The following is a 22,270-nucleotide window of genomic DNA, read 5'->3' as shown; positions in this document are numbered from 1 at the left end:
AGACCGGGGAAGAGCTGGCAGTAACAACAGGTAACGGTTGCGTTCTAGCAGGTCAGCGCCGCGGAAAGGCCCGACTTTGGTCGGTTGCGCCCGCGACGCCGGAGTGCCACCACACCGGTCAAGGTGTAATGACGACCTTGAGTGCCTCGTTCGCGGCGGCGTTCTTGAACACGTCGTACGCATCGTCGATCTGGTCGAACGTGAACGAGTGCGTGCCCATCTTCTCCGCCGGAATTCGCCCGCTCGCCACCATTTTCAGCAGGGTCGGAATGGAAACGGTGTCGACCAGCCCCATCGTGAGCGCGATGTTCTGAATCCACATGTCCTGCATCGGAAGCTCGACGGGCGCACCGTGCACGCCGATATTCGCGATCGTCCCGCCCGGGCGCACGAGGGACGCCGCGGTTCGCAGTGTCTGCGGGTAGCCGACCGCCTCGATGGCGACCTCGACGCCGAGCCCGTCGGTGAGGGCGATGACATCAGCCACGACGTCGGGACCGACCTCGACGGCGTCGGTTGCGCCGAACTCCAGTGCCTTCGTCAGGCGGAACTTGTTGCTGTCGATGGCGATCACCTTCGACGCGCCCCACAGCCCGGTCGTCAGGATCGCCGCCAGGCCCACCGCGCCGGCGCCGACGACGGCGACCGTGTCGCCTGGCCGGACGTTTCCGGCCAGCACGCCGACCTCATACCCGGTTGGCAGCGAGTCCGCGAGGAAGATGGCCTGCTCGTTGGTGACGTCGTCGGGCACCGAGTACAGCGACGTATCTGCATACGGCACACGGACGAACTCGGCTTGTGTGCCGTCGATGAGGTGCCCGAAGATCCAGCCGATCCCGCCGACGGTCTGGCAGTGCGATGGCATTCCCCGCTGGCAGTAGGCGCAGCGGCCGCATTTCGTGATCGCCGGGACCAGCACGCGATCGCCGACGTGGAACCCGCGTACCGCGTCGCCGACCTCGGTGACTGTGCCGACAGCCTCGTGGCCAAGGATGCGGCCGTCGGTCACCGCGGCCACGTCACCTTGCAGGATGTGCAGGTCGGTCCCGCAGATCGTCGTCGTGTCGACCCGGACCACCACGTCCGTGGGTTCCTGGACGGTCGCGTCGGGTACGTCTTCCCACACCTTTTCCCCAGGACCGTGGTAGACAAGGGCTTTCATCGCCAATCCTCCTTGATCGTCGCTGTCCCGACCACGTCGACGCTACTGACGAACCGAGGGGCAGGCTGTCTCAAAGTGAGACGTTGCCGCGATCGGAGAAACCGAAACGCCGAACAACACAGTGCCCGTCCCCGCGACTACGGGGACGGGCACTCTGCATCGACAGCGGTAGCGGTGGGATTTGAACCCACGGACGGGATCAACCGTCACACGATTTCGAGTCGTGCTCCTTCGGCCGCTCGGACACGCTACCGCCGACTAGGGTACTGCACGGCCTTCGCCGGCTTCATCGAGGGGAGCGCGTACCGAAGCGCCGCCGGGCAGCCGATCACACGGACCGGCGAGTGTCGAAGAACGCGTCGAGCAGGGCGGCGCACTCGGCTTCGAGCACACCGCCCACCACTTCTGGCCGGTGGTTGAGCCGCCGGTCGCGCACCACGTCCCACAGCGATCCGACCGCGCCCGTCCGCGGCTCCCACGCGCCGAACACCACCCGCGCCACGCGCGCCAACACCAGCGCTCCGGCGCACATCGTGCACGGTTCGACAGTGACCGCCAGCGTGCAGCCTTCGAGCCGCCAGCCGTCGCCGTGTACGCGCGCCGCCTCGCGCAGGGCGAGGATCTCCGCGTGCGCCGTCGGGTCGCCGAGCTCCTCACGCGCGTTGTGCGCCGACGCGAGCAGCTGACCGTCCGGGCCGAAGACGGCCGCGCCGACCGGTACGTCCGAACCGGCCTTCCTGGCCGCCTCGATCGCGGTGCGAACCAGGTCGGAGTCCATCACATGTCGTCGAGCAGCGAGCCGAACTCGTCGGCGAACCCGCAGCGCTGCGCGATCATCTGGAGCTGCTCGTCCGGATACAGGTCCACCTCGCCGGCGATCACCTCGAGCTCGGGCCCGGGCAGCCCCACGTCCGCAAGAATCTCCAGATCGCCTTCGGAGTAGATCGAATCGTCGTCCTCGTCGGGCGCGTCGGCGCGCAACACGTCGAGCACGTCCGCGGCGATGTCGTAGTCCAGCGCCGCCGCCGCGTCCGACAGCAGCAGGGACGGCCCGCGCGGGCTCGGCCGGACGATCACGAAGAACTCGTCGTCGACCGCCAGCAGCGCGAACACCGCTCCCGTCGAACGTAGCTTCCCCAGTGCCGTGATCGCGGCATCCAGATTGGCCAGCGCCCCGGCTTCCAGCGCGCTGCACCGCCACTTGCCGTCTTCCCTGACGACGGCCACGGCGAACCCGGCCACCGGCTCCTTCACCGACATGCGCACACCGTATACCCGCTCCCCGCGACTATGGGTCACCATCGTGATATGACCGGACCCACCGAGCTGCCCTCCCTGCCCGACGCCCGCTTCGCCGGGTTGCTCGCCGAAGCGCGGGCCCTGCAGCCGACCACCGTCGAGCTCCGCCGGGAGATCCACCGCCACCCCGAGCGCGGCCTCGACCTGCCCCGCACGCAGGCGACGATCCGCGACGCGCTCGACGATCTGCCGCTGGAGGTGCGGCCCGGCAAGTCGACGACCTCACTCACCGCGGTCCTCCGCGGCGCGCAGCCGGGGCCCTCGGTGCTGCTGCGTGGTGACATGGACGCCCTGCCGCTGCAGGAGGACACCGGCCTCGAGTTCGCGTCACTCGAACCGGGCACGATGCACGCCTGCGGTCACGACACGCATGTCGCGATGCTCGCCTCGGCCGCGCGGCTCCTCACCGCGCATGTCGAGGAGCTCGCCGGTTCGGTCGTGTTCATGTTCCAGCCCGGTGAGGAGGGATTCCACGGCGCGCGGCACATGATCCACGAGGGTGTGCTCGACGCCGCTGGCGAGCGCGTCCAGCGAGCCTTCGGCCTGCACATTTCGACGAACATCGCCTCCGGGCAGCTGCAGACCAGGCCCGGTCCAATGATGGCGTCCACGGACAACTTCTTCGTGCGCGTGATCGGCAAGGGTGGGCACGGTTCCGCGCCGCACCACACGATCGATCCCATCCCGGCCGCGGCGGCGATGGTCGGCGCGCTGCAGACGATGATCACGCGACGGGTCAGCGTGTTCGACCCGGCCGTGCTCTCGGTGACCCGGATCGCGGCCGGCACGACGACCAACATCATCCCCGAGACCGCCGAGCTCGAAGGCACCTTCCGGACGCTGTCCGAGCACAGCCGCGCGCTCGTGCGCGAGGAGCTGCCGAAGGTGTGCGAGGCGGTCGGCGCGGCGCACGGCTGCCGTGTCCAGGTCGATCTCGAACCCGGCTACCCGGTGACCGCCAACGATCCGGTCGAGGCGAACCGGGTGCTGGCGCTCGGGCGCGAGGTGCTGGGCGCCGAGCATTCCGTCCCGATGCCGGCACCGCTGATGGGCGGCGAGGACTTTTCCTATGTGCTGCAACGGGTACCCGGCGCTTTCGCGTTCCTGGGCGCGTGCCCGCCCGGTACTGATCCGGACGAGGCCGCGCCCAACCACTCGAACCGCGCGCTGCACGACGAAAGCGCTTTCCCGGCTGGTGTCGCGATGTACGCGGCGTACGCCCTAGACGCGTTGCGCGCGCCGCGCCACACACTGGCAGGATGACGCCCCGTGCGAGACGTATGCGTGATCGGGCTGGGGTTGATCGGCGGCTCACTGCTACGCGCGGCCTCCGCGGTCGGGCGTGAGGTGTGGGCCGCGACGGCCTCGGAAGCCGACGCCGCGGCGGCCGGTGCCGAGGGCTTCGACGCGTCGACGGACGTCGAAGCCGCCTTGCGGAGGGCGGCCGGCCAGGACGCTCTCGTCGTGCTCGCCGTGCCGCTCACGGCGATCGACGGGGTCCTGCGCCAGGTCGGGTCCTGCGCGCCGAACTGCCTGCTGACCGATGTCACGAGCGTGAAGTCCTCCGTACTGGCGTCGGTACGGTCGATCGCGCCCGGGACACGGTTCGTCGGCGGGCACCCGATGGCGGGCACCGCCGAGTCCGGCTGGCGGGCCGGCAACGCCGCGCTGTTCGGCGGCGCGGCCTGGGTCGCCTGCGTCGAGGAGGACACCGATCTGGCGGCCTGGGCGGAGGTGGCGCGGCTCGCGCTGGACGTCGGCGCGCACGTCATACCGCTCACGGCGAAGACACATGACGAGGCGGTCGCCCGGATCTCACACCTGCCGCACCTGCTGGCGGCGGTGCTCGCGACGATCGGCTCGGAGGGCGGGCCGGTGCCGATGGCGCTGGCCGCCGGCTCGTACACCGACGGCACCCGGGTGGCGAGTACCCGCCCGGAGCTGGTGCGGGCGATGACGGAGGGCAACCGCGAGGCGCTGCTGCCGGTGCTCGACGACGCGCTCGGCCGTCTGGGCGCGATGCGCGGTTCGCTCGCGTCGACCGGCGGACTGGCGGCCACGATCAACGCAGGTCACAAGGGGGCGCAAGCGCTTGCGCAGGCGCGTGAGCTGACGCCGGCGGGGGTCCGCGTGGACCTTGCCGCCCCGGACGCCCGCGAGGGCCTGCGCGCCCTGGGCGAACGCGGCGGCCGCATCACGGCGATCGCCGACGAAACCGCGATCGGCGAGGTGGCCTGAGGCGTCCAGCCGGGAACGGTGCCTACTGCTGCGCGGGGCCGGGACCGTCCGGGCCTGGCTCTTCGCCGCCCTGGTTCTTGCGGAGGAAGTCCTTGGCCTTGCTGCTGACGTCGTCGATCTTGCCGGCGTGCCGGCCGAACCTGGACTTCGCGAAGCCGCTCGCCTTGTCGATCCCGTGCTCGATCTTCTCGGCGTTTTGACCCAGCGCGTCCTGTGCCTTTTTCTTGATCTCGTCGAAGTTGATGCCCATGACACCATCGAACACCGAATCGGACACCGGCGCACCGCGAGAAGGGCGGCACATGGCACCCAGAACGTTCTCCTTCGAGATCAACCGCGCCAGTACCGCGCCGCCGGCCGCCCTGTTCCGCCTCGAGACCGACGGCGGCCGCTGGTCCGACTGGGCGAAACCACTGCGATCCGGCTGGGAGCGATGGGCCGATCCGGTCGGCGGCGTCGGCGCGATCCGCCGCGTCGGGCTGTTCCCCGTGATCATGCACGAGGAGACCCTCGAATACGAGCAGGACCGGCGTCACGTCTACACCTTCGCCCGCCGGGCGCCGGTGAACGACTACCGCGGTGAGGTGATCTTCACCCCCAACGCCGCGGGCGGCACCGACCTGCGCTGGCGGGGATCCTTCACCGAACGGATCCCGGGAACCGGACCGCTCATGCGTGAGTTCCTGCGAGGGGCGCTGCTGGTCATCTCGGCCCAGCTGGTCCGCGCCGCGGAACGGTCCACAAGGGACTAGCCGGCGCCCAGGCACAGGAACGGCCGCCGCAGCGGGTCCGCCGCGGTCGCCTCCGCCAGTGCCAGTGCCGGTGAGATGCCCTTCGCCAGGCGGCGATGCAGGTCGGTCATCGTTTCGGCGGCGGCGCGGTCGCCCACGCGGGCGATCGCGCCCACGATCGTGCGCGAGCCGCTCGCGAGCAGCGCGCCCGCGAAGCCCAGCGCCTCCTCACCTGGCCGGACATGGCTCATCGCCAGCTCGCACGCCGCGAGCACGACCCGCTCCGGCGGTTGCCGCAACCGTGCGGTCTCGTGCGCGAACAGGGGGCCGTCGACGAGATCCAGCCGTGAAAACAACGCGTTCGCCGGCTCGTGTGCCCCGTGTGCCACCAGATGCGCGAGGCCCGAACCGTCCAATGCGGACAATACGGCCCCGCTCGTCGCGCTCGGGCCGTCCACCAGCCGGGCCTGCGGGTACACCGAGCGCAGCTCACGCACCTCGCCGATCGCCCCGGGCACGCCAGGCCCGCCGACGAGCACCACCGGCTCCGGCGCGACTCGCACGGCCGCGCTGCGCCACGCCGTCGCCGACGGGGCGACGGACAGCGGGCGCCCGCGCAGCGACGGCAAAGCCGCCCAGGGCAAGGCATACAGCGGGCCGAACGGCACGATCACCAGCTCCCGGTCCCCGATCGCCTCCGCGAGCGGGTGCACCAGCAACCGATCGAGCAGTCGCGCACGCTTCTCGCCCGAGTGGGTCACCGCGTCGACCAGCGAGGCCGGCAGGTGATCGGGGGCGAGCACGTTGAGGTCGGCATGCAGCTGCCTGGTGATCTCGACGGTCTCTTCGAGCGGCCCGAGCGTCACCACCCGGAACCGGCCGTCGCGCACGACGATCGCCGATAGCCGGTCACCGTATCCGGTGAGGCTCACGAGCACGCGGTCACCGAGGGCCGCCGCCACCTCGTCCGGGGTGGCGACCGGCCGGGGCCTGCCCCACGGGCTCGTGTACCAGCCCAGCCGGCCCGCCTCGCGCTGCAGCCGGCCATACCGTTGCTCCAAAGTGGACACCGGTTTGCCCTCGAGCCGGTTCTGCTGGGCGATGCGCTGCACATGCCGCATCTCGGTGATCAGCCGTGCCAGCACCGGATCGGCGATCTCCGGCAACGGCTCGTACCGGTACACCTGCGCCCGCGTGCGCTCCTGCCAGGCGAAAACCCTTCTGGCCCCGGCATCTCCGCGGGCCCGGTCCAGCACCAGCCCGACCGCGAGGCGGCCCAGTTCCTGGCCGTGCACGGCCGTACCACACACCAGATCCAGCCCGCCCATCCGGTCCCGGACGCGGCTCAGCTCGGCGAACCCGGCGCGCGCCTGCGCGAGCGCCGTCCGCGAATTCCGCCGGACCGCCGCGAGTTCCGCCCGGCACAGGCGATGCAGCATCACATGGTCGATCGGGGTGGTCTGGCGTGGTCTGGGGATCCGGGCGAGCAGGTCCCCGGCCGCACCGACCGCCCCGCGCCGCAGGTGCAGCCGGACCGCGAGCAGCCGGGCCACCGCCGCCTCGTCACGCAGCCCGAGCTCCGCGAGGCGCGCGGCATGCCCGACCAACTCCGTCAGCAGCCGTTCCGGTGGTCGCCGCTGCCCCTCCAGCGCTTCGGTCGCGTTCGCGCGCAGTTTGGCCAGCGCGGCGACCTCGGCCCACCTTTCGTTGCCACGGCGGAGAAACCGCCGGCGCGCCTCACTCGCCAGCCGCCGCGCGAGCGGGAAGTCGCGCTCGAGGATCGCGGCGGCGGCACGCGCCACCTCGGCCTCGGCGACATCCTGGATCACCCGGTTCCGGCGCAGCTCCGGCAACGCCTCGTCCAGCTGGCGGGCCGCTTCCTCGGCGAGCCCGGCGGCCAGCAGGGCGCGCCCCTGGTCCAGGCGGAGCCGCGGCAGCCAGCCCGGGCTCTCCGCCTCGTAGATGCGCGCGGCCTGCTCGTAGTACCGCAGGGCCGCGGGAATGTCACCGACGAGCTGCGACTGGTCACCGAAGTTGTGCCGCGCCTTGCCTTCTATCCTCCTCAGCCCGTGCCGCTCGGCCAGATCTATGCAGCGGCGCAGATCGGAAAGCGCGTCATCCGGCCGGTTGAGGCTCATCTGGACCAGTGCGCGGTTCATCAGATTGCGCGACAACGGAAGCGCGTTCTGCTCCGGATCACGCTCGAGTACCGGGATCATCGCGTTGAACCCCTCGAGCGCTTCGGCGAACCGGCCGATCCGGCACAGCACGAGCGCCCGCTGCGCTTCGATGACCGCGCCGAGCCTGTCGGGCGCGAAATCTTCCGGTAGCAACGCCGGCAGCGTGGCGGCGTCGTCGAGATGGGCCAGGCCGACGGACGCCGAACCGACCTCGGCTTCCGCCATGGCCAGGCTGACGAGGACCCGCGCGCGCAGCAGCACCCAGTCGGGTTCGGTGCGGGCACCGAGGGAGTCCAGCAGTCTGAGCGCGCGATTCAGGAGGCGGACGGCCTCGACGTTGTGCAGGTTTCCCGACGCGTCAGCGGCCCTGGTGTGCAGCTGGGCGCCGCGCGCGAGAACGCGCTGGAGTTCGCGAGGTCCGGCCACACGAACTATCTGAACACACCGTGCGGCGGGGGCATACAGCCGGTGAGTTCACAGCACGACAGCGGGGGTCACCACGGTGCGTCGGCTACCCTCGCCGCCGACCGAGATGACAATCTGGGTGGTCCCGCGCGGCACGCTTTCCAGCACGAACCGGCCACCGTCGTCCGAGACCGTGCTGGACGAACCGTGCCCCGCGACGCGCACCTCGACGCCGTGCTCACCGGCGGGCACCAGCCAGCCGTCGATCCGGTGCAGCCGGCCGATTCTGGTCAGGTTGATCATCACCGTCAGATCACTCACGGTGAAGGTGATCGTGCCCTGGTCGACGCTGCTGCGGACACCGGCGAGACCCGCTCGTTCCCAGCGCGCGACCTCCACGTCGAGGTTTTCCAGTTCCATCGCGAACTGCACCCGTTCGACCAGGTCGCCGGGCGGTGGATCGTAGGTGGCCAGCACGCGGCCGAGTTCGGATAGCAACGCTGCGTCGCTGTCCTGCTCGCCCCCCGGCGTCTGGATCTCGTTCATGCGCTGCCCCCTTCGATGTCCAGCAGTTCGCGCATCGTTTTCAGGCAGCGGCCTCGATTGGGCCCGATACTGCCCCGCGGCATATGCAATGCCTCGGCGACAACCCGGTACTCCGCGCGACCGGCGAGCACCGTGAGCCGCAGGAGTTCCTGGCACCGCTGCGAAAGCTTGCTGAAGGCCACCCAGATCCGGCGATCCCGTTCCGTGCGCAGCGCCTCGGCCTCGGGCGCGGGGAGCGTGCTGGGGACGGTCTCGGCCATTTCGTCGGTCAACGGGAGCGGTGGCGCCTTCCGGCCGTTGACCCGTAGCGACTCGTGGCGGGCGGTGGTCACGAGCCAGCCCGCGAGCGCCTTGGGCTCCCGCAGCGTTTCCAGGTGGCTCAGGAGCGCGAGCCACACCGTCTGCACGACGTCCTCGGCCGTGTGCTTGTCGAGCCCCTGGCCTCGGGCGACGTTCCACACCAGCGGCGTCAGGTCGGCGACCAACCGGTCCAGCCCGCGTTTGTCCCCTTCGCGAGCCGCATGCAGGCACGCTTCGAACAGCTCGGGGCCGCGCAGGCCCTCCCAGGGAGGGTCCGCCTCGGCGGTGTGGACTTCCGTCACCCCATTCGCCCCCATTCTCGCTGGTGGCTCCTCCGTACGAACGCTCGCAGTATCCCGCCTTCGCCGTTAGAGAGGAACCTCGCAGCCGTCAGATACAAACCTCACTCTTTCGGCCTAGTGGCCTCCGTCACATAACGTCGGCCGGTGCCCGGCTGCTGCCGGGGCACCGGCCGGCTCCCCCCTACACCCGGTGGCCCTCCCCCCTCGGCCACCACACCCCCGTTGGCCGTCCCCCCGGTCAAGCTGTCGACGACCACCGGTTCGGTGACGGCCGGCGGCCCCCTCGGCTGCCGGCCGCCACCAGCTCAGGTCAGACCAGCAACTGGTCGATCTGGCCGTAGGCGTTCTCGCGGAACGACACGGCGAGCCCGTTCGCCTTGGCCAGCACCGCGAGCCCGGTCAGCGGGCTGCGGCCCGTCTCCACGGCGGCGAGCTGCTTCCAGCCCAGCCCCGCGACGAACACCCACACGCCGGGGACGGCGCTCGAGGACCACAGGCGCGTGATCATCCGGTTGCGGATCCACAGACCGGTGACCGGCTGTGCGCCCACTCCGTCGCCAGCGGGCGGCCTCGGTGCGGGCGGCTGAGGCTGCGGCGGGGTGTTCGGGTCCCATGCGCCGGTCGGGGGCGGCGTATTCGGGTCCCACGCACCCGTCGGCGGCGGCGTGTTCGGGTCCCATGCGCCTGTCGGAGGCGGCGTATTCGGGTCCCAGGCACCCGCGGGCGGCGGCGTATTCGGATCCCACGCCCCCGTCGGCGGCGGCGTATTCGGATCCCACGCCCCCGCGGGCGGCGGCGTATTCGGATCCCACGCCCCCGTCGGCGGCGGCGTATTCGGGTCCCACGCACCAGTCGGCGCGGGAGCCGGAGTGCCGGACGGTGGCTGAGTCTTGTTCGGGTCCCAGGCGCCGGCCGGTGTGGCGGTGTTTGTGGGTTCGGGGTCGTCGGGGCCCGTGGCCGGGTTCTCGGTGTCGCTCGCGGTCATCGCTACAGCTCCCCTGCTCGCGATCAGTAGTTGGTCTGAACCATGAGTAGCTCGTCGTTCACGACGAACGGGATGACGGGGTGGCCGCCCGCCCGCGCGTCGGCGAGCAGCGCGAGTTGGTGCGCGCCGCTCGTCCCCCCAGCGAGCCGGGTCCACCCCAGGTTCTCCAGATACGCCCATCCGCCCGCATCCTGCGCCGACGCGAACAGGCTGAGCGCGCGTTGCGCCGGCAACCACGCGCGCAAGGCGATCCCCGTGCAGCCGAGCGTGGTCGGCCGTTCCTCCGGGTAGTCCTCGACGTAGGACTCGCCGTAAGCGATCCGGAAGAAGCCGGCCTCGCCCCAGCCGGTGCCCCACGAGTTCTTCGCGATCCAGCAGCCCTGGTCGTCGTCCCAGCCGACGAGCGCGACGCAGTGGCCGCCGTTGGTCTCCTCGGTCGTGTGCCGGTAGACACCGCCGGTGTAGTGGAAGAAGTCCTCGTAGACCACCATGCACGTGGTGACCGGCCCGTACCCGTAGATATGGTGCTTGATCCCCGCCGGATCCCGGGTCAGGTCGACCACCTTTCCCGCGCGCACGAACCGATTGCGCCAGTCCGGGTTGAGCGAACCGGCGCCGACGTCGGTGTAGGGCCAGTAATCCTCGAAGGTGACGCCGTTGGACACGCAGTCACCCAGCAGATCGTCCGGCCAGGTGCCGTCCTCGCCGAGATCGGCCTGCCCGAAGTACAGGTGCGCCTCGGACAGGTCGAGATCCAGCCCGGCCACCCGCCTGAGGTACGCCGCCGTGCCCTCCAGCACGGCGACGACCCCGAACGCGGTGCACGAACCACGCTCCCCCTGATCCTTGACAGGCGTGGTGTAGTCCCCGTCGCGCGTCCGCCGCAGATCGAACGATCTCGGCAACTCCCCGGTCGGGGCATACTCGGCGGTACAGCGCTGCCCGGCGGTCCCGAGTGCGGCCTCGGCCATCCGCCCGGGCAGATCCACCCTGGCTTCGACCGCGGCCGCACTCGGGGCCGGCACCCCCAGCCGCACCGCACGCGACGGGCCCCCCAGCCGGCTCAGCCCGGTCTCCCCCGCTTGCCACGGATCCCCAAGCGTGGCAAGGGAATCACGGATCGCCGCGATTTCCTCCTCGCAAGAGCGGGCGGAGCTCATGCATCCTCCATCCGGGTTCGACTGGGCCGACGCCTCTATGACGCATCAACCGTGATTCCAGATACATACGGACAGCAAGTTTTTCGTATCCCCTGGTCGGGCCTGCGTAGATTCACCCGTTCGGCCCAGCGGTCACCTACTCGGGGTGGACCCGCGGCCGCAAGGACGATGACTGTCCGCATAGGTCTTGTCACTGGTGAGCGACCGTCGGCCGATGTCTACGGATTCGTTGCGGCGCCACAGAATCTTGGGAAATAGACGGGCAGCGAAAGCCGAACTCGGGTGCAGCGGAAGCCCGACTCGCGCGGGGTCAGGCCTTGGCGACCGAGACGGGCTTCTGGACGAGGTCGCGGTCACCGACCGCACGCAGAACGTAGTCGGCGAGGTCGGCGCGCGAGATCGTGAAGCTGCCGCGGACGTTCCCGTCCCCGCTGCTGGTGATCCGCCCCGTATGCGGTCCTCTCGTCAGCCGGGGCGGCCGGACGATCGTCCACTCCAGACCGCTCGCGACCACCCGGGCCTCCATCTCCCGCATGTCCGCGTACCCCTCGCGCAGCATCGCCTGCAGGATCGGCTTGACGACCACGCGCACGAACAGCCCGTCACCGTCGGTGTGCATACCGCTGTTGCTGACCGTCACCAGCCGCCGCACGCCGGCGGTGCCCATCGCGGACATGATGCTCGTGACACCGTCCCGGCAGACCGTCGTCGGGCCCCGGCCACGCGGGCCGAGCGCCGAGATCACCGCCTCGTGGCCGCTGATGGCGGGCACGATCTCAGCCGGTTCGAAGACATTCGCCGTGACGACCTCGAGCCGCTCGTGTTCCGGCACATCCAGCCTCCCCGGGTCGCGCACCACGGCGGTGATCCAGTGCCCCAGCGCCAATCCCTGGCGGACGACCTCGACCCCGGTACCGCCCGTCGCCCCGAAAACCGTGAGCTTCATGGTTCCTCCTGGTTAGTGTTCACTCACCAGCTATAGTTAGTGAGTACTCACCCACCGGTCAAGCGACCGCTGAGAAAGGACTCAGGATTGGGCACACGCGACGACATCCTCGCGGCCGCGGCCGAGATCATGCGCGAGCGGGGGTACGCGCGCGCCACCACCAAGGAGATCGCCCGCGCGGCCGGTTACTCCGAAGCCGCGCTGTACAAGCACTTCACGGACAAGACCGAGATCTTCCTCGGGGTACTGGCCGAACGGCTGCCCGCCCTGAACGACCTGCTCGGCAACCTGAACCCCGGCAAGGGCACGGTACGGGGGAACCTGGTCAAGCTCGCCAGGACCGCACTGGAGTTCTACGCCGAGAGTTTCCCGATCGCCGCATCGCTGTTCTCGACGCACGAACTCCTCACCGCACACCGGAACGCGGTCGCGGAGCGCGGCTCCGGGCCCCGGCACCCGCAGCTGGCGCTCGGCCAGTACCTGCGCGCGGAACAGCGCCTCGGCCGCCTGCCGCGCACGGCGGATCCCGACGCGATGGCCGCGCTGCTGCTCGGGGCCTGCTTCCAGCAGGCGTTCCTGATCGCCTTCGAAGGCGAGCCGCCCGCAGGCCTCGACACGCTGGCGAGGAGCCTCGTCAGGCCCCTTCTGCCTTGAGCCGCTGCGCCCGCCAGCGGTCGACGAGCTTGGGCATCTCATCGGCCAGGAAGGCGAAGAAGTCGTGCGTCTCCTGTAACCGCGCGCCGGCCGGGCTGTCCGGACCGACCGCCTCGATCCCGTCGATCAGCGTCCGCAGCATTTCCTGGTAACGCTTGTCCTGGTTGCTCACCATCTCGTACCAGTAGTCGCTGCGGACGACGAAGATGTCGCGCCGCTGCCCGGGCAGCCGGGATCGCCTCACCAGCCCGATCTGATCGAGGTACCGCACCGCGCCCGACACCGCCGCCGGGCTGATCTGCAGGATCTCGGTCAGCTCGCGCGCGGTGAGGTGACCTTCGGGACTCGCGAGCGTCGCGGCGAACACGCGCGCCGGCATCCTCGGCACGCCAGCCTCCGTCAGCGCCAGCCCGAACTTCTCGACGAACTGCAACGCGGCCTCGTCCAGGTGCGCGGCGGGGTCGGTCGGCATCTGATCATCCTTCCTCATCCCTTACGGCATTCACTCGATCTTGACGTTTTCCTAACTTCACAAATTTGTGAAACAAGTATATCTTCTTGCGCATGGACAACGCCATCTCCATCTCCGGCCTGCACAAGTCGTTCGGGCCGACCAAGGCCCTCGACGGCCTCGACCTCGAGGTCGCCACGGGCGAGGTGCACGGCTTCCTCGGCCCGAACGGCGCCGGAAAGTCGACCACGGTGCGGGTCCTGCTCGGTCTCCTGCACGCCGACGCCGGCCAGGTCCGGCTGCTCGGCGGCGATCCATGGCGTGACGCCGCAGACCTGCACCGCCGCCTGGCCTACGTGCCCGGCGACGTCAACCTGTGGCCCAACCTCTCCGGCGGAGAGGTCATCGATCTGCTGGGGCGGCTGCGCGGCGGGCTCGACGCGCGCCGGCGCAAGGAGCTCATCGAACGCTTCGACCTCGACCCCAAGAAGAAGGGCCGCACCTACTCGAAGGGCAACCGGCAGAAGGTCGCGATCGTCGCGGCGCTCGCGTCGCATGTGGACCTGCTGGTGCTCGACGAACCCACCGCCGGCCTCGACCCGCTGATGGAGGCCACCTTCCAGTACGCGATCCAGGAGGAGCGCGAGCAGGGCCGCACGGTGCTGCTGTCGAGCCACATCCTGGCCGAGGTCGAGGCCCTGTGCGACCGGGTGAGCATCATCCGCAACGGCCGCACGGTCGAGACGGGCACGCTCGGACAGTTGCGCCACCTCACCCGGACCTCGATCACCGCCGAGCTCGCCGGGCATCCCAACGGCCTGTCGAACCTGCCGGACGTGCACGATCTGAAGGTCGAGGGCAACCGCGTGCGGTTCGACGTCGAGACCCATTCACTGGACAAGGTGCTCCGGCAGCTGACCGAAGTCGGTGTGCGCAGCCTCACCAGCCAGCCGCCGACGCTCGAAGAGCTGTTCCTGCGGCACTACAAGACCGAAGCGAGCGTGCGATGAACCCGTTCGTCGGCACCTGGCACCTGGTCCGGCTCGCGCTGCGGCGCGACCGGATCGTGGTGCCCATCTGGATCGTGCTGATCGGTGTCGTGCCGGCGGCTTCCGCCGGTACCTATGACCAGTTCTATCCCGACGCGGCGAGCCGCGCGTCGCTGACCGCGAGCGCCGTGGGCAACCCGTCGGTGGCACTGCTGTACGGACCGGCCTTCGACCTGTCCACCGCGGGCGGGTTCACCGCCTGGCGCTTCAGCACGTTCATCGCCCTGTTCGTCGCGCTGGCCTGCATCTTCACCGTCACCCGGCACACCAGGCAGGAGGAGGAGACAGGCCGCCAGGAGCTGCTGTCCTCGGGCGTGACCGGGCGGTACACCGCGCTCACCGCGGCGCTGCTCGTGTCGTGCCTGGCCGCGCTGGCCACGGGCCTGCTCGCGACCGTCGCGCTCATCGGCGTGGGGCTGCCCGCGGCCGGTTCGGTCGCGTTCGGCCTCGGCATCGCGCTGACCGGCTGGGTGTTCAGCGGGATTTCGGCCGTGACCGCCCAGCTGGTCGAGTACTCGCGCACGGCCAACGGCCTCGCGTCGGCGGTGCTCGGGGTGACGTTCCTGCTGCGCGGCGTGGGCGATTCGGCGAAGGACATCAGCTGGCTGTCCTGGCTGTCTCCGCTCGGCTGGTCCGCGCAGCTGCGCCCGTTCGCGCACGAGCGCTGGTGGGTGGCGCTGCTCCCGCTCGTGACGACGGTGGTGCTGTTCGGCGTCGCGTACTGGTTGCTGCCGAAGCGTGACGTCGGGCTGAGCATCTACCCGTCGCGTCCGGGGCCCGCCGTCGCCGCGCCGGGTCTCCGGTCGCCGCTGGGGCTGGCCTGGCGGTTGCACCGTGGCCTGCTGATCGGCTGGGTCGCCGGGTTCGCGGTCGCCGGCGCGCTGTTCGGCGCCCTCGCGAGCGGGATCGGCGGGCTCGTCGGTGGCAGCGAGCAGGTTCGGGAGGCGTTCGAGCGGATGGGCGGCGCGTCCGCGATCGTCGACGCCTACCTGGCCGCGATCGCGAACATCTTCGGCATGATCGCCGCGGTCTACGCGGTCCAGGCGAACCTGCGGATGCGCAGCGAGGAAACGGCCGTCCGGCTCGAACCGCTGCTGGCCACCCACGTGCGGCGGCTGCAGTGGGCCGGCAGCCATCTGGCGTTCTCGCTGCTGGGCAGCGCGCTGCTGCTCGCCGTCGGCGGAACCGCCGCCGGCCTGCTCCACGGCCTGCGGATCAGTGACGTGCGCGGCGAGGTGCCGGCGATGCTCGGCGCGAGTATGGCCCAACTGCCGGCGATCTGGCTCATCGCGGGACTTTCGATGTTGCTGTTCGGGTTGCTGCCGAAGTACATGAGCGCAAGCTGGTCGATCGCCTCGCTGGCGCTCGCGATCGCGCTGTACGGGCCCGTGCTGCGGCTGCCGCAGGCGGTGCTCGACATCTCGCCGTTCACGCATATCCCGAAGCTGCCCAGCGCGACGCTCACCGCGGCGCCCGTGCTGTGGCTGACCGGTATCGCCCTGGTCACGCTCGTCGCCGGGCTGGCAGGTTTCAGACGGCGAGACATCGGGTAGCCGGTTCCCGTGGGGGAGAAGAGCCCGGGCCGGTCGGGGTGCCTGGGCTCTTTCTCGGGTATAGATGGAGAGCATGCCTGGGGGCTTGCTGAAGCTGCGCGATTTCCGTCTACTGTGGACGGCCGACCTGCTCAGCCAGTTCGGCAACCGCATCAACCTGCTCGCGGTCCCGCTGCTCGCGGCGACCACCTTGCACGCCTCGGCCTTCGGCGTTTCGATGCTGCGGACCCTGCAGACGCTCGCGTATCTCGCGCTCGGCCTGCAGGTCGGCGCGTGGTGCGACCGGATGCGCAACCGCCCACTGCTGATCGCCACCGATCTCGGCCGGTTCGCCGTGTACGCCTCGATCCCGCTGGCCGCCGCGTTCGGGGTGCTGACCCTGTGGCAGCTGTTCACGGTGGTCACGATCGCCGGTGTGCTGGCGGTATTCTTCGAGGTCGGCCACCAGACCTACCTGCCGCGCCTGCTCCCGCGGGCCGAACTGGTCGAAGGCAACGCGAAACTGCAGGCGAACATCTCGGTGGCCGCGGTCGCCGCGCCGAGTGCGGGCGGCTATCTGGTGCAGTACTTCGGCGGCGCGGTCGCGGTCGCCGCCAACGCGGTGACGTTCCTGTGGTCAGCGGTGTGGCTGCGCGGGATCCGGAGCCCCGAGCAGGTGCCGCCGCAGCCGCCGCGGGAGCCGCTGCGACGCGAGATCCGCGAGGGGCTCGGCTTCGTCTTCCGGCATCCGGTCCTGCGCCCGTTCGCCCATGCCACGGCGCTCACCAGCCTGTTCCAGTCGATGCAACTCGCACTCGGTGTGGTGTTCCTGCTCCGCGAGATCCACCTGTCCCCGGGCGAAATCGGGCTGGTCAACACGACCGGCCTGGTCGGGGCGCTCGTCGGCGCCTGCTACGGCCGCCGCGCCGGACAATGGTTCGGCGAGGCACGGCTGCTGTGGGTATCCGGGGTGCTGATCGCCGCCGGGTACGTCCTAATGGCGCTCACCCGGCCGGGCTGGGCCGTCGCGTGCTACCCGGTCGGGAACTTCGTGACGTCGTTCGGCATCGTCGTGGCCAATATCCTGCAGGTCAGCTACGAGCAGGCGGTCACGCCGGAACGGCTGCGCGGGCGCGTGACAGCCACGACGCGGTTCCTCATCTTCGGCACGGCGCCGGTGGGCAGCCTGCTCGGCGGCGCGCTCGCGAGCACCGCCGGTCTGCGGACGGTCATGTGGGTCGCCGCGGCCGGGCTCACCGTCGCCGCGGGCCGTCTGGTCTGCTCGCCGTTACGGGGCATGCGCACGCTGCCCGAAGATGCGGAATAGCGCCGGGTCCCGACTCGGACGTAATGGCGAAAAAGATATCATAGCGGAATATCCGGACACGAAATACCTGGCACTCGCCCTGGAAGAATGGCTATTTCGGACAATTCACGTTTTCGCTTGTCCGCGGAACCGGTATGGACTTAGCTCCATCAGAGTGAGCATGAATTCGCCCGGAGACGCGGCAATAGCGGACATCACGCACAAAGCGGAAGCGGCCAAGGCGCAGCTCCAGCAATTGTCGGCCACCCTCTCCAGCCACGACGGCGCCGCGACGGTGACCGTCAATGCCAGCGGTGCGCTGCAGAAACTCGCATTCGGGCCGAAAGCCCGGGAAATGCCACTCGAACAGCTGGCGGCCGCCGTCGTCGCCACCGCTCAGCGGGCGCAGGCGCAGGCCGCGCGCCAGATCACCGCGATCATGGCGCCGGTGATCGGCACCGACACCGACGCGATGCATTTCCTGGAAGAGCAGTTGCCCGCGCCCGAGGTGCCGGAGGAACAGCCGCCGCCCGCGGCGCCGGACCGCCGGTTGGTCCTCAACGACGAGCAGGCCGCGCCGCCGCCGGTGCGCCCGCCCGCACCGCCGCGGCCACCGGCTCCCCCGCGACCGCCGGCGCCTCCCGCGCCGCCAAGGCGCCCGGCGCGGCCGCCCGCGGACGACGAAGGTGACGACGGCTCCGGCTCGATCATGCAAAGGGGATGGTGATGACCGGCAAGTACCAGGTCGATCTGCAGGCACTCAAGGGGCACGAGCCCGAGGTGCGGGGTACCGCGGACAAGGTCCACGAAGCGATCGACGCGACGGGTGCCGCCCAGGGACTCGGTGACCTGAACGCGTTCGGCCTCGTCGGGCAGGTCGTTGCGCTGGGCGTCGAGTACTGGATCCACAGCGCGACGAGTTTCGTCAAGGGGCTCGGCGACGCGGGGCACGATCTGGCCGACAAGGTCGGCAGTGCGCACGAGGCGATGCAGAACCACGAGGACACGTCGAAGGCGAAGCTGGCCGCGCTCGGTAAGGAGATCCAGGCATGACCTCGACCGAAGCCCCCACCGGAGAAGGCGGCGGTGGCGAGAACCCGCTCGTCGCAACGTCCGAGTCCTCGTCCGGTTTCTGGTCGAACATGGGCAGTGGTGGCAAGAGCGCGGTCGACAACGCGACCGTGCAGACCGCCGGTGGTGGCATCTTCAACGACGTCGCGAGCACCGTGAAGGATTTCTCGGACGGCGACTGGGGCAACGCGGCGATGGACGTCGCGACCGACGGCCTCGACGCGCTCGGCGCCGCGATGGACCCGCTGGGCACGCTGGCCAGCGCCGGGGTCGGCTGGCTCATCGAGCACATCAGCTTCCTGAAGAAGGGCTTGGACGAACTCGCCGGGAACCCCGAGGCCGTCACGGCCAAGGCCCAGACCTGGCAGAACATCTCCAAACAGCTCACCGAAACGGCCGAGACCTACGAGCAGTCGGCCGCCAAGGCAGGCCAGTCCTACAAGGGCGAAGGCGGGCCCGTGGCCTATCAGAAGACCGCGAAGGGCTACGCCGACTCGCTGCGCGGCGCCGCCGGGCACGCGAACAGCGCGTCCACGGCCATGACGATCGCCGCCGCGATCGTGGGCACCGAACGCGGCCTGATCCGCGACATGATCTCGGAGTTCATCGGCCAGCTGATCCTCAAGGGCATCGCCGCGCTGGCGACGTCCTGGTGTTCGTTCGGCGGCACGGTGGCCGCGTTCATCGCGGACTCCGTAGTGGAAGCCGGGGTGCTCGCCGAGCGGATCAGCAGCAGGATCGCGAAGATCGTGGAAAAGCTGGAGGCGCTGGCCAAGAACGCGAACAAGTCGAAGGGCGTGATCGAAGCGGCTGCCAAGGCGCTGGACAAGGTCGGGAAGGTCGGCACCGACATCATCCGGGCAAACCCGATCGAGAAGAGCACGCTCAACCTGGACAAGTGGGCCGAAGACGGTCACTTCCACGTGCCCAAGCCCAACGCGGCCGACGGTGTCGCCGTCGCAACCGAGGACCGGCGCCAGAACAACGAGCAGGCCGACCGGTCGAAGGAAGCCGCCGAGTCCTACGAAAAGGAACACGGCGAAGGCAAAGCGGAATGAAGGTCAACCAGTACGAGGTTGATCAGGAGAACGTCGCCGGGCGGCTCCATCCTTCACAGCGCCACCTGGTGCTGCGAGGGATCCGGTCGGCCTGTTCCTCATCGCCGCGGCGATCCTGGTCGCGGTACTGGCGTTCACCACGGGTGCGGTGACCGCCCAGACCTGGCCCTACCTATTCCTCGAGATTGCCCTTCTCGCGTGGGGGCTGTGGCTCGCCATGCGGCGCATCCTGGACGTGACGGGAGGGCAGGTGGTCGCGATCACCGGCTGGACCGGTGAGGATTTCGGCGAGCAATACGGACCGCAGCCGGAATGCGGTAAGCAGATGGTCCACAGCCAGGGCGCTGTCCGCGCCTGCCGGGTCAGGATCGGTGACCGCCAATTCGATGTCGACAAGGCCATGTACGACCGGACACCAGCCAACTGCACCAACACGGCCTTCCTGACCCCCCGCACCAAACGGATTCTCAACATCGCGCGAACGCCTAGCTGAGCTGGAACCGGCGCGCCTTCGAGGTCTTGTGCCCGGCCCAGAGCTGCGGCGCGAACTGCTGGACGCCGTCGGCGACTTGCAGGACGGTCCGCGGCTGGCCGGCCAGGCGAACGTACATCTCTCGCTCACGGGTGCGAACCAGAACGTGGTCGAGGCGCCGGCTGGCGATCAGTGGAGCTCCCCCCGCCCAGGCGGTCCCGGTTTCGATCCCGGTGATCTCGCGCCACGCGAAGGCGAACGGATTTCCCTCCGGATCGTCCATGGCGAAGCTGTCGGCATCGATCACAAAGCTGCGCGACATATTCCGCTGCGGGGACCGGAGCCGAAGGTGATCGAAAGCGCGCCCACTGTCGCGGCGACCGCCAGCACCCCGCCAATCACGATCTGCCGCCTGGCCCGCAGGCCCACATTGGCGACGGGTCGACCACGAAGTCCCGCCGCCACCACAGCGAGCGCCAACCTTGCAGGCGCAACGCGGCGATCAGGAGCACCAACACGCCGATGACGATCATCGGTGTGGTGAGCCAGCCGCTCCAGTCGAGTAATGCGCCCAAAACCACCAAACCGACGCCGGCGACAAGGAAATCCATCAAAAGCGCAAGCTGACCGATTTGCGCTTCCCAACCGAGCCGGATACGGGTCATGGTCCGGGATTCTATGTGGAAAGATCCCGTCGTCGCATGGAAGCGGGAGCGAGCCCGTCTAGCTTAACTGCAACGGCCCCGCGATCCCCGTGGTCGCTCCCGCCCAGGCTCGAGGGGCGAACTGCTGCACCGCGCGGCCGATCTGGTCGACTTCCGCACGCTGATCGCCAACCGGCAGTTTCCGGTGCTCCTGCCGCGCGCTCACCAGAATGCTGTCGATACGCCGCTGCGAAGCCCACGTCCCCGGCGCGGACCTGCTCACCCTGGTCTGAACGGCGACCGAGGCGATCTCGTTCCAGGCGAACGTGAAGGGCTGCCCGCTCGGGTCGTCCCAGGTGAAGCTGTCGGCGTCGATCACGACATACCGCGAGCGCGCGACCATCGGCCCGCTCAGCACCATCGCCACGGCCCCGATGATGAACGGTGCGCCCAGCACGCTCGCGATGACCCGCACGGTGACACCGCCGTTGTGGTTACCGAAGATGGCCGCGAGAAACGCGGCGGCCGCGGCGACCATCAGCACTCCGCCGATCAGGGCCTGCCGGCGACTCTTCCGGCCGACGTTCACGACGACCGGCGGCCGGGGATCCGGCACAGGCACGGCATGCGGATCCACACCGGGTTCGACGACGAGCGCATTCCACGCGGGCGACGGCACCCGCTGCCAGCCTGCCGGAGCCGCGCCGTTGATGGCCTCCACGATGCCCGCGCGGCGCGGAATCCGGACCTTGAAAGCACCATTGCGGGGCAGCCGGAGGATCCGGAAACTGGACAACCGCTGAGTGAAATCCACCGACCGCGGAAAAAAGACCAGCGTCAACCCGAATCGTTCAATTACCCCATTATCGGAATGCACGCCTAAAACGGCCAGATCCGACCAGGCGACGGTGAACCCGCTGTTCTTGGCCTCGTAGGCGATTCCGTCGGCGCCGATCACCAGCTCACGCCGCCACCACAGGGAGCGCCAGCCGCGCATCCGCAGCGCGAAGACCAGCAACGACACCACGCCGACGACGATCACCGGTACCGCCAGCCAGACGGCCCAGCCCAGCACCGAACCGAGGATGACCAGCGCGAGGCCGACGATGAGAAAAGCGGTCGCGTACGTGACCTTGTCGATTTGTGCTTCCCAGCCGAGCCGGATACGCGTCATGGTCCGGGAGTCTAGGTGGAAAATCGTCACCGTCGCGTGGAAACCGGGGAAAGCCCGTCGATCAGGGCCCGGCTCGCCGGACGACCCGGGGAGGAAAGGCGCCGGATCGCGACATATCCGGAAAGCAGAGCCGTCAGATCCTCCGGTTCGATGTCCGGCCGGACGGCACCCGCCGCCTGGGCGCGCCGCAGCAGTTCACCGAAACCCGCGCGGAAACCTTCCTTCTGTCCCGACGGTTCCGCGAGGGCCGCACCCGTGCTCTCCTGGAGCGCGTCGCACAAGGCCTTGTTCAGCAACGCCTGATCGGCGACGTCATCGAAGTACGCGAAAAACGCCGCACCGGGATCGGGAGCGTCCAAAAGCGACCGAGCCTGCCCGGCGAGCCGCTCGATGCTGTCCAGGACCACGGCCTCGAACAGCGACTCCTTCGACGGGAAGTGCCGGTACACCGTGCCGGCGCCGACCCCGGCTCGCCGGGCGATCTCGTCGAGCGGGACGCCGGGGCCCTCGTCAGCGAACGCCTCCTGCGCGGCCGCCAGCACCCGGGCGCGGTTACGCCGCGCGTCGGCGCGCAAGGTCGGCTTGGGGTTGCTCATCGTCGTTGA

The 22,270-nt window shown here is 69.7% G+C and carries 26 protein-coding genes and 1 tRNA gene; 11 read left to right on the top strand and 16 right to left on the bottom strand.

What is annotated here, in order from left to right; genetic code table 11:
* Positions 1-118: 118 nt before the first annotated feature.
* From FG385_RS04235 to FG385_RS04220, 4 genes are all read right to left on the bottom strand, one after another.
* The gene (locus FG385_RS04235) at positions 119-1,162 is read right to left on the bottom strand and encodes an alcohol dehydrogenase catalytic domain-containing protein (RefSeq protein ID WP_139095272.1); all 1,044 of its coding nucleotides are present in this window, start codon (positions 1,160-1,162) and stop codon (positions 119-121) included.
* A 166-nt stretch (positions 1,163-1,328) separates the two neighbouring features.
* Positions 1,329-1,415: transfer RNA gene (locus FG385_RS04230), tRNA-Ser, on the bottom strand.
* Between the two features lie 75 nt (positions 1,416-1,490).
* Complete coding sequence (locus tag FG385_RS04225; protein ID WP_139095271.1) at positions 1,491-1,940, bottom strand: nucleoside deaminase; 450 nt, start codon at positions 1,938-1,940, stop codon at positions 1,491-1,493.
* Positions 1,940-2,422 carry a tRNA adenosine deaminase-associated protein gene (locus tag FG385_RS04220; RefSeq protein ID WP_139095270.1) on the bottom strand — a complete coding sequence of 161 codons (483 nt, stop codon included), beginning with the start codon at positions 2,420-2,422 and terminating at the stop codon, positions 1,940-1,942. The genes FG385_RS04225 and FG385_RS04220 overlap by 1 nt, the downstream gene beginning before the upstream one ends.
* A 48-nt stretch (positions 2,423-2,470) precedes the next feature.
* Between FG385_RS04220 and FG385_RS04215 the strand changes: the two genes are divergently transcribed.
* A complete protein-coding gene (locus FG385_RS04215) occupies positions 2,471-3,724 on the top strand; it encodes a M20 metallopeptidase family protein (RefSeq protein WP_139095269.1) in 1,254 nt (417 codons plus the stop codon).
* Positions 3,725-3,745: 21 nt separating this feature from the next.
* Positions 3,746-4,699: a prephenate dehydrogenase gene (locus FG385_RS04210; RefSeq protein WP_139095549.1), complete on the top strand. Its 954-nt coding sequence runs from the start codon at positions 3,746-3,748 to the stop codon at positions 4,697-4,699.
* A 22-nt stretch (positions 4,700-4,721) separates the two neighbouring features.
* On the opposite strand, the gene FG385_RS04205 is transcribed toward FG385_RS04210, so the two are convergent.
* Positions 4,722-4,976 carry an antitoxin gene (locus FG385_RS04205; protein WP_407645451.1) on the bottom strand — a complete coding sequence of 85 codons (255 nt, stop codon included), beginning with the start codon at positions 4,974-4,976 and terminating at the stop codon, positions 4,722-4,724.
* 25 nt (positions 4,977-5,001) lie between these two features.
* Here FG385_RS04205 and FG385_RS04200 point away from each other — a divergent pair, with 25 nt between their 5' ends.
* Positions 5,002-5,451, top strand: coding sequence for an SRPBCC family protein (locus FG385_RS04200; protein WP_139095268.1), 450 nt, complete (start codon positions 5,002-5,004; stop codon positions 5,449-5,451).
* On the opposite strand, the gene FG385_RS04195 is transcribed toward FG385_RS04200, so the two are convergent.
* From FG385_RS04195 to FG385_RS04170, 6 genes are all read right to left on the bottom strand, one after another.
* Complete coding sequence (locus tag FG385_RS04195) at positions 5,448-7,835, bottom strand: CHAT domain-containing protein (protein ID WP_407645458.1); 2,388 nt, start codon at positions 7,833-7,835, stop codon at positions 5,448-5,450. The two genes, FG385_RS04200 and FG385_RS04195, sit on opposite strands and share 4 nt — an antisense overlap.
* Positions 7,836-8,084: 249 nt before the next feature.
* On the bottom strand, positions 8,085-8,561 hold the full coding sequence (locus tag FG385_RS04190; protein ID WP_139095266.1) for a carboxypeptidase regulatory-like domain-containing protein: 477 nt from the start codon (positions 8,559-8,561) through the stop codon (positions 8,085-8,087).
* Positions 8,558-9,163, bottom strand: a complete 606-nt coding sequence (locus FG385_RS04185) for an RNA polymerase sigma factor (protein ID WP_200834293.1) — start codon at positions 9,161-9,163, stop codon at positions 8,558-8,560. The genes FG385_RS04190 and FG385_RS04185 overlap by 4 nt, the downstream gene beginning before the upstream one ends.
* A 310-nt stretch (positions 9,164-9,473) precedes the next feature.
* Positions 9,474-9,713: a hypothetical protein gene (locus tag FG385_RS34685; protein ID WP_235022375.1), complete on the bottom strand. Its 240-nt coding sequence runs from the start codon at positions 9,711-9,713 to the stop codon at positions 9,474-9,476.
* Positions 9,714-10,171: 458 nt separating this feature from the next.
* On the bottom strand, positions 10,172-11,308 hold the full coding sequence (locus FG385_RS04175) for a C1 family peptidase (protein WP_139095263.1): 1,137 nt from the start codon (positions 11,306-11,308) through the stop codon (positions 10,172-10,174).
* A 310-nt stretch (positions 11,309-11,618) separates the two neighbouring features.
* On the bottom strand, positions 11,619-12,254 hold the full coding sequence (locus tag FG385_RS04170) for an NAD(P)-dependent oxidoreductase (RefSeq protein ID WP_139095262.1): 636 nt from the start codon (positions 12,252-12,254) through the stop codon (positions 11,619-11,621).
* Between the two features lie 87 nt (positions 12,255-12,341).
* Here FG385_RS04170 and FG385_RS04165 point away from each other — a divergent pair, with 87 nt between their 5' ends.
* Entirely contained in the window at positions 12,342-12,908 is a 567-nt protein-coding gene (locus FG385_RS04165) for a TetR/AcrR family transcriptional regulator (RefSeq protein ID WP_139095261.1), read from the top strand.
* Here FG385_RS04165 and FG385_RS04160 read toward each other — a convergent pair.
* On the bottom strand, positions 12,889-13,380 hold the full coding sequence (locus FG385_RS04160) for a GbsR/MarR family transcriptional regulator (protein ID WP_139095260.1): 492 nt from the start codon (positions 13,378-13,380) through the stop codon (positions 12,889-12,891). The genes FG385_RS04165 and FG385_RS04160 overlap by 20 nt on opposite strands.
* A 92-nt stretch (positions 13,381-13,472) precedes the next feature.
* On the opposite strand from FG385_RS04160, the gene FG385_RS04155 reads away from it, so the two are divergent.
* From FG385_RS04155 to FG385_RS04125, 7 genes are all read left to right on the top strand, one after another.
* On the top strand, positions 13,473-14,369 hold the full coding sequence (locus tag FG385_RS04155; RefSeq protein WP_139095259.1) for an ABC transporter ATP-binding protein: 897 nt from the start codon (positions 13,473-13,475) through the stop codon (positions 14,367-14,369).
* Complete coding sequence (locus FG385_RS04150) at positions 14,366-15,961, top strand: ABC transporter permease (RefSeq protein ID WP_139095258.1); 1,596 nt, start codon at positions 14,366-14,368, stop codon at positions 15,959-15,961. Before FG385_RS04155 ends, FG385_RS04150 begins: the two co-directional genes overlap by 4 nt.
* Positions 15,962-16,034: 73 nt before the next feature.
* On the top strand, positions 16,035-17,267 hold the full coding sequence (locus tag FG385_RS04145) for an MFS transporter (RefSeq protein ID WP_139095257.1): 1,233 nt from the start codon (positions 16,035-16,037) through the stop codon (positions 17,265-17,267).
* A 160-nt stretch (positions 17,268-17,427) separates the two neighbouring features.
* A complete protein-coding gene (locus FG385_RS35260) occupies positions 17,428-17,973 on the top strand; it encodes a YbaB/EbfC family nucleoid-associated protein (protein ID WP_139095256.1) in 546 nt (181 codons plus the stop codon).
* Positions 17,973-18,299: a type VII secretion target gene (locus FG385_RS04135; protein ID WP_160148727.1), complete on the top strand. Its 327-nt coding sequence runs from the start codon at positions 17,973-17,975 to the stop codon at positions 18,297-18,299. The genes FG385_RS35260 and FG385_RS04135 overlap by 1 nt, the downstream gene beginning before the upstream one ends.
* The gene (locus FG385_RS04130; RefSeq protein WP_139095254.1) at positions 18,296-19,375 is read left to right on the top strand and encodes a hypothetical protein; all 1,080 of its coding nucleotides are present in this window, start codon (positions 18,296-18,298) and stop codon (positions 19,373-19,375) included. The genes FG385_RS04135 and FG385_RS04130 overlap by 4 nt, the downstream gene beginning before the upstream one ends.
* A 148-nt stretch (positions 19,376-19,523) precedes the next feature.
* On the top strand, positions 19,524-19,868 hold the full coding sequence (locus tag FG385_RS04125; protein WP_139095253.1) for a hypothetical protein: 345 nt from the start codon (positions 19,524-19,526) through the stop codon (positions 19,866-19,868).
* Here the strand turns inward: FG385_RS04125 and FG385_RS04120 are convergent.
* The 4 genes from FG385_RS04120 to FG385_RS04105 all read right to left on the bottom strand — a co-directional run bounded on the left by FG385_RS04120 (position 19,861) and on the right by FG385_RS04105 (position 22,261).
* Positions 19,861-20,169, bottom strand: coding sequence for a hypothetical protein (locus FG385_RS04120; RefSeq protein WP_139095252.1), 309 nt, complete (start codon positions 20,167-20,169; stop codon positions 19,861-19,863). The genes FG385_RS04125 and FG385_RS04120 overlap by 8 nt on opposite strands.
* A gap of 76 nt (positions 20,170-20,245) precedes the next feature.
* Positions 20,246-20,512, bottom strand: coding sequence for a hypothetical protein (locus tag FG385_RS04115; RefSeq protein WP_139095251.1), 267 nt, complete (start codon positions 20,510-20,512; stop codon positions 20,246-20,248).
* Positions 20,513-20,570: 58 nt separating this feature from the next.
* Positions 20,571-21,665, bottom strand: coding sequence for a hypothetical protein (locus FG385_RS04110; RefSeq protein ID WP_139095250.1), 1,095 nt, complete (start codon positions 21,663-21,665; stop codon positions 20,571-20,573).
* 26 nt (positions 21,666-21,691) lie between these two features.
* Positions 21,692-22,261, bottom strand: a complete 570-nt coding sequence (locus FG385_RS04105; protein WP_139095249.1) for a TetR/AcrR family transcriptional regulator — start codon at positions 22,259-22,261, stop codon at positions 21,692-21,694.
* Between the last annotated feature and the right edge of the window lie 9 nt (positions 22,262-22,270).

This window comes from Amycolatopsis alkalitolerans, assembly GCF_006152065.1.
Taxonomy (GTDB): Bacteria; Actinomycetota; Actinomycetes; order Mycobacteriales; family Pseudonocardiaceae; genus Amycolatopsis_E; species Amycolatopsis_E alkalitolerans.
Note: the sequence above shows the minus strand (reverse complement) of the source record. Positions and strands in the feature narration are given on the sequence as shown.

What these genes read in the sequence shown, in the direction of transcription:
- FG385_RS04170 (WP_139095262.1), bottom strand. Translation starts at nt 12,254, where the DNA reads ATGAAGCTCACGGTTTTCGGGGCGACGGGCGGTACCGGGGTCGAGGTC.
- FG385_RS04195 (WP_407645458.1), bottom strand. Translation starts at nt 7,835, where the DNA reads ATGGCGGAAGCCGAGGTCGGTTCGGCGTCCGTCGGCCTGGCCCATCTC.
- FG385_RS04235 (WP_139095272.1), bottom strand. Translation starts at nt 1,162, where the DNA reads ATGAAAGCCCTTGTCTACCACGGTCCTGGGGAAAAGGTGTGGGAAGAC.
- FG385_RS04110 (WP_139095250.1), bottom strand. Translation starts at nt 21,665, where the DNA reads ATGACGCGTATCCGGCTCGGCTGGGAAGCACAAATCGACAAGGTCACG.
- FG385_RS04175 (WP_139095263.1), bottom strand. Translation starts at nt 11,308, where the DNA reads ATGAGCTCCGCCCGCTCTTGCGAGGAGGAAATCGCGGCGATCCGTGAT.
- FG385_RS04115 (WP_139095251.1), bottom strand. Translation starts at nt 20,512, where the DNA reads ATGACCCGTATCCGGCTCGGTTGGGAAGCGCAAATCGGTCAGCTTGCG.
- FG385_RS04160 (WP_139095260.1), bottom strand. Translation starts at nt 13,380, where the DNA reads ATGCCGACCGACCCCGCCGCGCACCTGGACGAGGCCGCGTTGCAGTTC.
- FG385_RS04130 (WP_139095254.1), top strand. Translation starts at nt 18,296, where the DNA reads ATGACCTCGACCGAAGCCCCCACCGGAGAAGGCGGCGGTGGCGAGAAC.
- FG385_RS04135 (WP_160148727.1), top strand. Translation starts at nt 17,973, where the DNA reads ATGACCGGCAAGTACCAGGTCGATCTGCAGGCACTCAAGGGGCACGAG.
- FG385_RS04155 (WP_139095259.1), top strand. Translation starts at nt 13,473, where the DNA reads ATGGACAACGCCATCTCCATCTCCGGCCTGCACAAGTCGTTCGGGCCG.
- FG385_RS04145 (WP_139095257.1), top strand. Translation starts at nt 16,035, where the DNA reads ATGCCTGGGGGCTTGCTGAAGCTGCGCGATTTCCGTCTACTGTGGACG.
- FG385_RS04225 (WP_139095271.1), bottom strand. Translation starts at nt 1,940, where the DNA reads ATGGACTCCGACCTGGTTCGCACCGCGATCGAGGCGGCCAGGAAGGCC.
- FG385_RS04105 (WP_139095249.1), bottom strand. Translation starts at nt 22,261, where the DNA reads ATGAGCAACCCCAAGCCGACCTTGCGCGCCGACGCGCGGCGTAACCGC.
- FG385_RS04200 (WP_139095268.1), top strand. Translation starts at nt 5,002, where the DNA reads ATGGCACCCAGAACGTTCTCCTTCGAGATCAACCGCGCCAGTACCGCG.
- FG385_RS04220 (WP_139095270.1), bottom strand. Translation starts at nt 2,422, where the DNA reads ATGTCGGTGAAGGAGCCGGTGGCCGGGTTCGCCGTGGCCGTCGTCAGG.
- FG385_RS04215 (WP_139095269.1), top strand. Translation starts at nt 2,471, where the DNA reads ATGACCGGACCCACCGAGCTGCCCTCCCTGCCCGACGCCCGCTTCGCC.
- FG385_RS04190 (WP_139095266.1), bottom strand. Translation starts at nt 8,561, where the DNA reads ATGAACGAGATCCAGACGCCGGGGGGCGAGCAGGACAGCGACGCAGCG.
- FG385_RS35260 (WP_139095256.1), top strand. Translation starts at nt 17,428, where the DNA reads ATGAATTCGCCCGGAGACGCGGCAATAGCGGACATCACGCACAAAGCG.
- FG385_RS04150 (WP_139095258.1), top strand. Translation starts at nt 14,366, where the DNA reads ATGAACCCGTTCGTCGGCACCTGGCACCTGGTCCGGCTCGCGCTGCGG.
- FG385_RS04120 (WP_139095252.1), bottom strand. Translation starts at nt 20,169, where the DNA reads ATGTCGCGCAGCTTTGTGATCGATGCCGACAGCTTCGCCATGGACGAT.